Annotated in this window: 14 protein-coding genes; all 14 read left to right on the top strand. The window is 58.0% G+C overall.

Annotation, left to right across the window (positions count from 1 at the left end):
* Positions 1-41: 41 nt before the first annotated feature.
* The 14 genes from EOC06_RS40115 to EOC06_RS12045 all read left to right on the top strand — a co-directional run bounded on the left by EOC06_RS40115 (position 42) and on the right by EOC06_RS12045 (position 4,940).
* On the top strand, positions 42-197 hold the full coding sequence (locus EOC06_RS40115; RefSeq protein WP_164898552.1) for a hypothetical protein: 156 nt from the start codon (positions 42-44) through the stop codon (positions 195-197).
* A 31-nt stretch (positions 198-228) separates the two neighbouring features.
* Positions 229-531: a hypothetical protein gene (locus EOC06_RS12095; RefSeq protein WP_128307858.1), complete on the top strand. Its 303-nt coding sequence runs from the start codon at positions 229-231 to the stop codon at positions 529-531.
* A gap of 44 nt (positions 532-575) precedes the next feature.
* Positions 576-887, top strand: coding sequence for a hypothetical protein (locus EOC06_RS12090; protein WP_128307857.1), 312 nt, complete (start codon positions 576-578; stop codon positions 885-887).
* The gene (locus EOC06_RS12085; RefSeq protein ID WP_128307856.1) at positions 884-1,171 is read left to right on the top strand and encodes a hypothetical protein; all 288 of its coding nucleotides are present in this window, start codon (positions 884-886) and stop codon (positions 1,169-1,171) included. The genes EOC06_RS12090 and EOC06_RS12085 overlap by 4 nt, the downstream gene beginning before the upstream one ends.
* Positions 1,164-1,505, top strand: coding sequence for a hypothetical protein (locus EOC06_RS12080; RefSeq protein ID WP_128307855.1), 342 nt, complete (start codon positions 1,164-1,166; stop codon positions 1,503-1,505). Before EOC06_RS12085 ends, EOC06_RS12080 begins: the two co-directional genes overlap by 8 nt.
* A gap of 156 nt (positions 1,506-1,661) precedes the next feature.
* On the top strand, positions 1,662-1,823 hold the full coding sequence (locus EOC06_RS40110; RefSeq protein ID WP_164898551.1) for a hypothetical protein: 162 nt from the start codon (positions 1,662-1,664) through the stop codon (positions 1,821-1,823).
* Between the two features lie 37 nt (positions 1,824-1,860).
* Entirely contained in the window at positions 1,861-2,226 is a 366-nt protein-coding gene (locus EOC06_RS12075) for a hypothetical protein (protein WP_128307854.1), read from the top strand.
* Positions 2,223-2,600: a hypothetical protein gene (locus tag EOC06_RS12070; RefSeq protein ID WP_128307853.1), complete on the top strand. Its 378-nt coding sequence runs from the start codon at positions 2,223-2,225 to the stop codon at positions 2,598-2,600. The genes EOC06_RS12075 and EOC06_RS12070 overlap by 4 nt, the downstream gene beginning before the upstream one ends.
* Positions 2,600-2,848 carry a hypothetical protein gene (locus tag EOC06_RS12065; RefSeq protein WP_128307852.1) on the top strand — a complete coding sequence of 83 codons (249 nt, stop codon included), beginning with the start codon at positions 2,600-2,602 and terminating at the stop codon, positions 2,846-2,848. Before EOC06_RS12070 ends, EOC06_RS12065 begins: the two co-directional genes overlap by 1 nt.
* Positions 2,848-3,006 (top strand): hypothetical protein, encoded by a 159-nt coding sequence (locus EOC06_RS40105; protein ID WP_164898550.1) that lies wholly within the window; start codon positions 2,848-2,850, stop codon positions 3,004-3,006. Before EOC06_RS12065 ends, EOC06_RS40105 begins: the two co-directional genes overlap by 1 nt.
* Positions 3,003-3,287 (top strand): hypothetical protein, encoded by a 285-nt coding sequence (locus EOC06_RS12060; protein ID WP_128307851.1) that lies wholly within the window; start codon positions 3,003-3,005, stop codon positions 3,285-3,287. The genes EOC06_RS40105 and EOC06_RS12060 overlap by 4 nt, the downstream gene beginning before the upstream one ends.
* Positions 3,288-3,408: 121 nt before the next feature.
* Positions 3,409-4,290, top strand: a complete 882-nt coding sequence (locus EOC06_RS12055) for a hypothetical protein (protein ID WP_128307850.1) — start codon at positions 3,409-3,411, stop codon at positions 4,288-4,290.
* Between the two features lie 45 nt (positions 4,291-4,335).
* Positions 4,336-4,524: a hypothetical protein gene (locus tag EOC06_RS12050; protein ID WP_128307849.1), complete on the top strand. Its 189-nt coding sequence runs from the start codon at positions 4,336-4,338 to the stop codon at positions 4,522-4,524.
* Positions 4,524-4,940 carry a hypothetical protein gene (locus tag EOC06_RS12045; RefSeq protein ID WP_128307848.1) on the top strand — a complete coding sequence of 139 codons (417 nt, stop codon included), beginning with the start codon at positions 4,524-4,526 and terminating at the stop codon, positions 4,938-4,940. Before EOC06_RS12050 ends, EOC06_RS12045 begins: the two co-directional genes overlap by 1 nt.
* Positions 4,941-5,041 lie beyond the last annotated feature (101 nt).

Here is a 5,041-nt window from a genome sequence, read left to right as displayed (position 1 = left end):
ACCCTCCCCAGCCCCTTCCGCCCCCAGAGAGGACATGGACAATGACGAACCTCGAAGCAGCAGCCGAAGCCTTCGCTCAGAACGAGCAGCGCAAGTACGTCGAGAAGCGCGGCGGCGCGGTTCCGTGGCTTGCTGCCTTCAACGTCTATGTCTGGGCATACAACCGCTTCATCGCGAACCCAGAGCGCTTCGCCTGACCCCCGCAATCGCACCGAGAGGACATGGACAATGACCGGAAGCGCAGAGACCTCCAACACCTACGTCCGCAAGGTTGCATCCGGCGTCTACGAGTTCGGCCATTACGTCGAGCCGAAGAATTTCCGCAAGGGCGCGACCGTCTACACGCCGGCAGGAACCGCAAGTTCCGTTGCCGAGGCCGAGCGTCAGCGCTCGCTGCTCGCCGCCGACGAATGCCTGGATTGCCGAGCCGCTCGCGAAGAAGAGCAGCAGCGCGAAACAGAATTGGAGGAGCGCCGCCGTCTCGAAAACGAAGAGATGGACCGGCACTTTCACAAACACCCGCACGGCTGAACTCCCTTCCCTCCAGAAAAGTACAATGACGGAGACATGAGACAATGGCCGAGATCACAGAATTCGAGAAGATTGAAGAGATGCTAAATCGCTTGGTTGATGCGTCAGCAGTAGTTGCCCACGCGGAGGGGATTTACGCCGCTGGCGCTCGTCGTGAGCTAGATGAGGCGTTGGCAGCAGTTAAGGCTCGCATGCTGCTGCCCGTTGATAATCGGCGCTGGCTTGGTGGAACACCCAAGCCTTGCGAGAAGTACCCGGACCGCTATTGCAACTGTAGCTTTTACCCGGCTTGCCGTGATGAGCCGGGACCCACCGCAGGCGACCCCCCAACTACCAATGGAGGCACACGAAAATGAACGCGACCGATCAACGCTGCGACTACTGTAAGTCCAATATGTTTCAGGCTCCAAACCTCTGCGAGGATTGCCGAGAGAAGGGCCTTAATGAAGTTGGCCACTCTCTCATTCTGTGCGCCCCGGAGCCGATAGCGTACATCGTTGAAAGACTGGGCGGTCGTCGAAAGCGCACGGTGATGCTTGCCGAGAAATACGATCCGCGAAAGCTTAGCTTTTGGCTAAACCAAGAAGCAAAAGATGAACACCGTATCATCCCGCTGTATCGCAGGTTTCATCATGAATAAGCAAGAGATCATGTCGGCGCTCCAAGCTGAACTCAACCGCCAGTTCGACCTCGGTGTCATGACGACATTCGTCGATGCTGACGGGAGGGTGATGCTTGGCTATCCGATCAGCCACCCAGCGCCCCGACCTGTCATCGATGTGGAGACGTTGGCGGATGTGGTCTGCCTGTATAACGGCGGCACATATAGGACAGTATGTGAGGCTTTGTTACTACTAGCTGCGAGATGCCATCGCGAAAAGTGGGCTTTCGAAAATACCGAGGCATTCGACGTTCTCCACCGCATTGGTGACGATGCAAACAAAACAGTCATTGCTGCGAGAGGTCAAGCATGAACCGTTGCCACCTATGCTCTTCGCCTCGGGGAAATTTGTTCCGACGATTTCAGCATCGATGGCGCGATCAAGCGCGTCGAGGAAGAGCGCCGCATTCTGAAGCAGAACGACCGTCGTCTGACCACCCCTTCCCGCAACTAACGGAGAACAGACGAGATGGCCCGCACCGACGCAAACCTGGAAGCGAAGCGAAAGCAGGCGGTCGCGAAAATCAAAGAGATCGCCCCGCACGCGGAAGTTCTCATTGGCATGTTGGACGAAACCAAGATCGATCTGCTGCTGATTTCGCTGGCCGGCGCAACCATCGTTGCCGCCTGACCCCCATCTCTCAACTCCCTCAAGGAGACGAAATGCCATGAACGCCGAACGAATTCTCATGCTGGCAGATGTGATCGAAGGTTTGCCGCATGGTGCGGTGGAAGACCGCGCCAGCGAAGCTCCGCTTGAGAGCTTCAACATGGGCAAATGGCACTGCGGCACAGTGGGTTGCATCGCCGGCTGGGCGGCCCATGTTTTTGGCGGCCAGATGGTAGACCCAGCGTGGACCGGCCGCCTAGTTCTTGGCTTGGATTCGGACTTGGCAGACGATCTGTTCACGCCGCCATATGACTATGGAAAATACGACAAAATCACTCCGAAAGACGCGGCTAAGGTTCTACGAAACCTGGCTGAGACCGGCGAGGTCGATTGGTCACTCGCAGCCGCTTCGGTGCAATCATGAACGCTGCCGCTGCTATCTCCCGCCAGCCTCTCGCTGACAGCCATTCGATCAATCACACGTTCGAAGAGCTTGAGATTGAGCAGGACGGCCTGTTCTTCGGCTCCTTCTGGGGAACTGCCGAACTGGCGCTGAATGACCCGGCAAACGGTGATTTCTTCGTCAGGCACATCGTGCTTCGCGGCGACCGGTTCGTGTCGATGCCGTCAGCACTTCGCCCCGGTCGGAAGGCTCGTGTCCCTGGCTTCATGGCCCTCACCCGTCCTGCCAAGGACGATAGCACATTCCAGGCCCATTTGTTCCGCGCAATCGAGCTGGCGATTTACGCCGATGAGACAGCGCAGGCGGCTTGGGCAAACGAGATGGAGGCCGCGTGATGGCTCGTTTCTATGTGACTTACCGGATTTCTGGAGAGGCATTCCGAGAGATCGAAGCGGAAAGCCTCGAAGCCGCAAAGATGGTGGTCGATGCGGAGCTTATGGAAGACAGCTTCGAGATCGACCCAGACGAGAGCGAAGTTGAAGATGTTTCGGTTAGGGAATTACACCCTGTAACCCGTGACGGCAAGAAAACGTGGACGACATACCCTCGTCCAAATGACGTTCGCGGCCACGAGGATGCGTGATGGACATCCTAGAAGCAGCACGATTGCTCCGCTTCCAGACCGATTGGGAGAGGCGGTTCCACCACTACAATTTACTGCTCAACGCCGGACTGGAGCCGGAGGAAGCAGCACGGATTGCCGATCTAGCCGAGATCACCCCGGAAAGGATGGCAGCATGACGCTGATCTGGATCAAGCAAAATCCAGCTATCCCACCAGCCGAAGGTTGGTATCGCGTGATGCACGCTGGAGACAGCGAATACCTGGAGGGTCACCGAATATACGATTTCGATGACTACGAGGGTTGGGCCTACTGGACGCCGGCAAAGGAAGACGAAGTCGAAGACTTCGAAGGCGGGTGGAAAGGCTCATGGAAGTGCACCCATGACGAGGATGGCGATTTCATATTTGCCTACTGCGGGCCTGTAGAGTTCCCGTCATACCAGTCGGTGCAGTCATGACCCGGCATGATCTTTCCATCATCCCCGATGTGGTCGCTCGCTGGCAGGCCGATACCGACTTTCGCATTGCCAGGGAATGCCGCGCCCAAGCGCGCCGGCTGATCCGGGACAGGACGCCGGGATGGCGGTTTTCGCATCGCTTGGAGATGCGCCGGGCGCTTCGCTACTGGCAGCATTACAAAACAACCGTGAGGGCTTTCCAATGACCGAGAACACAAAGCTATGGGATTTGCTCGGGCGCACCGACCCGGCACATACAAAAGCGTTCACGCGCGGTGGCGGCTTCAAGGGAACCGCTATCAAGCCCATGTGGTCCTACCGCCGCATGACGGAAGAGTTCGGCCCCTGCGGCTTCGGCTGGGGCGTTGGCGAGCCGGTCTTCCAAGTCGTTCCCGGCAGCGATTCCGAAATGCTCGTCTATTGCACCGCCTCAGTCTGGTATCACCATGAGGACAAGGATTGCCGCGTCTATGGCGTCGGCGGCGATAAGGTCGTTAACAAGTTTTCGAGCGGGCTCAAGAGCGACGATGAGGCCTTCAAGAAGGCGTTCACCGATGCGGTGACTAATGCTCTGAAGATGATCGGCGTCGGCGCCGATGTCCACATGGGGATGTTTGACGACGACAAGTATGTGAACACCATGCGCGACGAATTCGCGGAAGCGCCGGCAGAAAAGCCCAAGCGCCAAGTCGGTGTCAACCCGCAAACTGGCATGGCTACAGCTCATGCGCTGAAAAAGGACACTGGCCCCGACAATTGGGCCGCGTTCCAGGCCGAGCTGCTGGAGGCTGAAACGGTCCCGATGCTGACCAAATTGGCGCTGGGCTGGTCCAACATCGCCGAGCGCGACAAGTGGCCGGCTCACTGGCGCGACCTCGCCAAGGAAGAAATCAACAAGCGCCGCAACATCCTTATCAACGGCATGCCCGACGACGACACTTTTCCCGGTGATCGCCCAACAACAAAGGGCAACGCCTACGCGGACAATTTCCAAGCCGGTTAACAGAGAAGCCGCCAGCGCGAATGCTGGCGGCGGAAGGGACACACCATGGCCTACGAGCAAAAAGACAACAGCGGAACCCTCTTCAAGAACGACAAGCGGGAAAAGGATTCTCACCCGCATGCGAAGGGAACCGCGCTCATCGATGGCGTTGAGTATTGGGTATCCGCGTGGACCAAGGAAGGCGCAAAGGGGCGCTTCCAAAGCCTCTCCTTTCAGAAGAAGGAGCAGCGCTGATGGCCAAGAAGCCTGATAAGCCCGTCTACAGCTTCATCCGCAAGGGCAACGTGCTGATGCCTGAGATGGGCTATGACCTACGCGCCCTCGACGGCGTTGCGAACGGGCAGCGCGTCCGCATCGAGGTCAAGGAGTGGCGGAACCTGGACCGCCTCCGCGCCTACTGGTCCTTGCTCCATGAGGCCGTCGCCTCAACGGGAATGTCGATCAGCGCTGAAAAGCTTCACGAGGTCATCAAGCTCGAAACTGGCCTGGTGGATCTCGTGCGCCTGCCGAACGGGATGACGGTCGCTATTCCATCATCCATCGCGCTCGACAAGATGGGCGAGCCTGAGTTCATCGCATTTTTCCAGAGCGCAGAAGAGTTCCTGGCCCGCGTCTATGGCTTCGCGAGCGAACGGGAGCAGGCGGCATGAAGCTCCTCAACCTCATACTCAGCTTCTTCGGCTACAAGGCGGTTGTATTCAGCACCAAGAGCCTGGAGCAGATCCGCGAAGACAAGCACGCTCAGTTAGCG

The organism is Mesorhizobium sp. M7A.F.Ca.MR.362.00.0.0 (assembly GCF_004023175.1).
Lineage (GTDB): Bacteria > Pseudomonadota > Alphaproteobacteria > Rhizobiales > Rhizobiaceae > Mesorhizobium.
The sequence above is the reverse complement of the archived record's forward strand: the minus strand, read 5'-3'. Positions and strand labels throughout refer to the sequence as shown.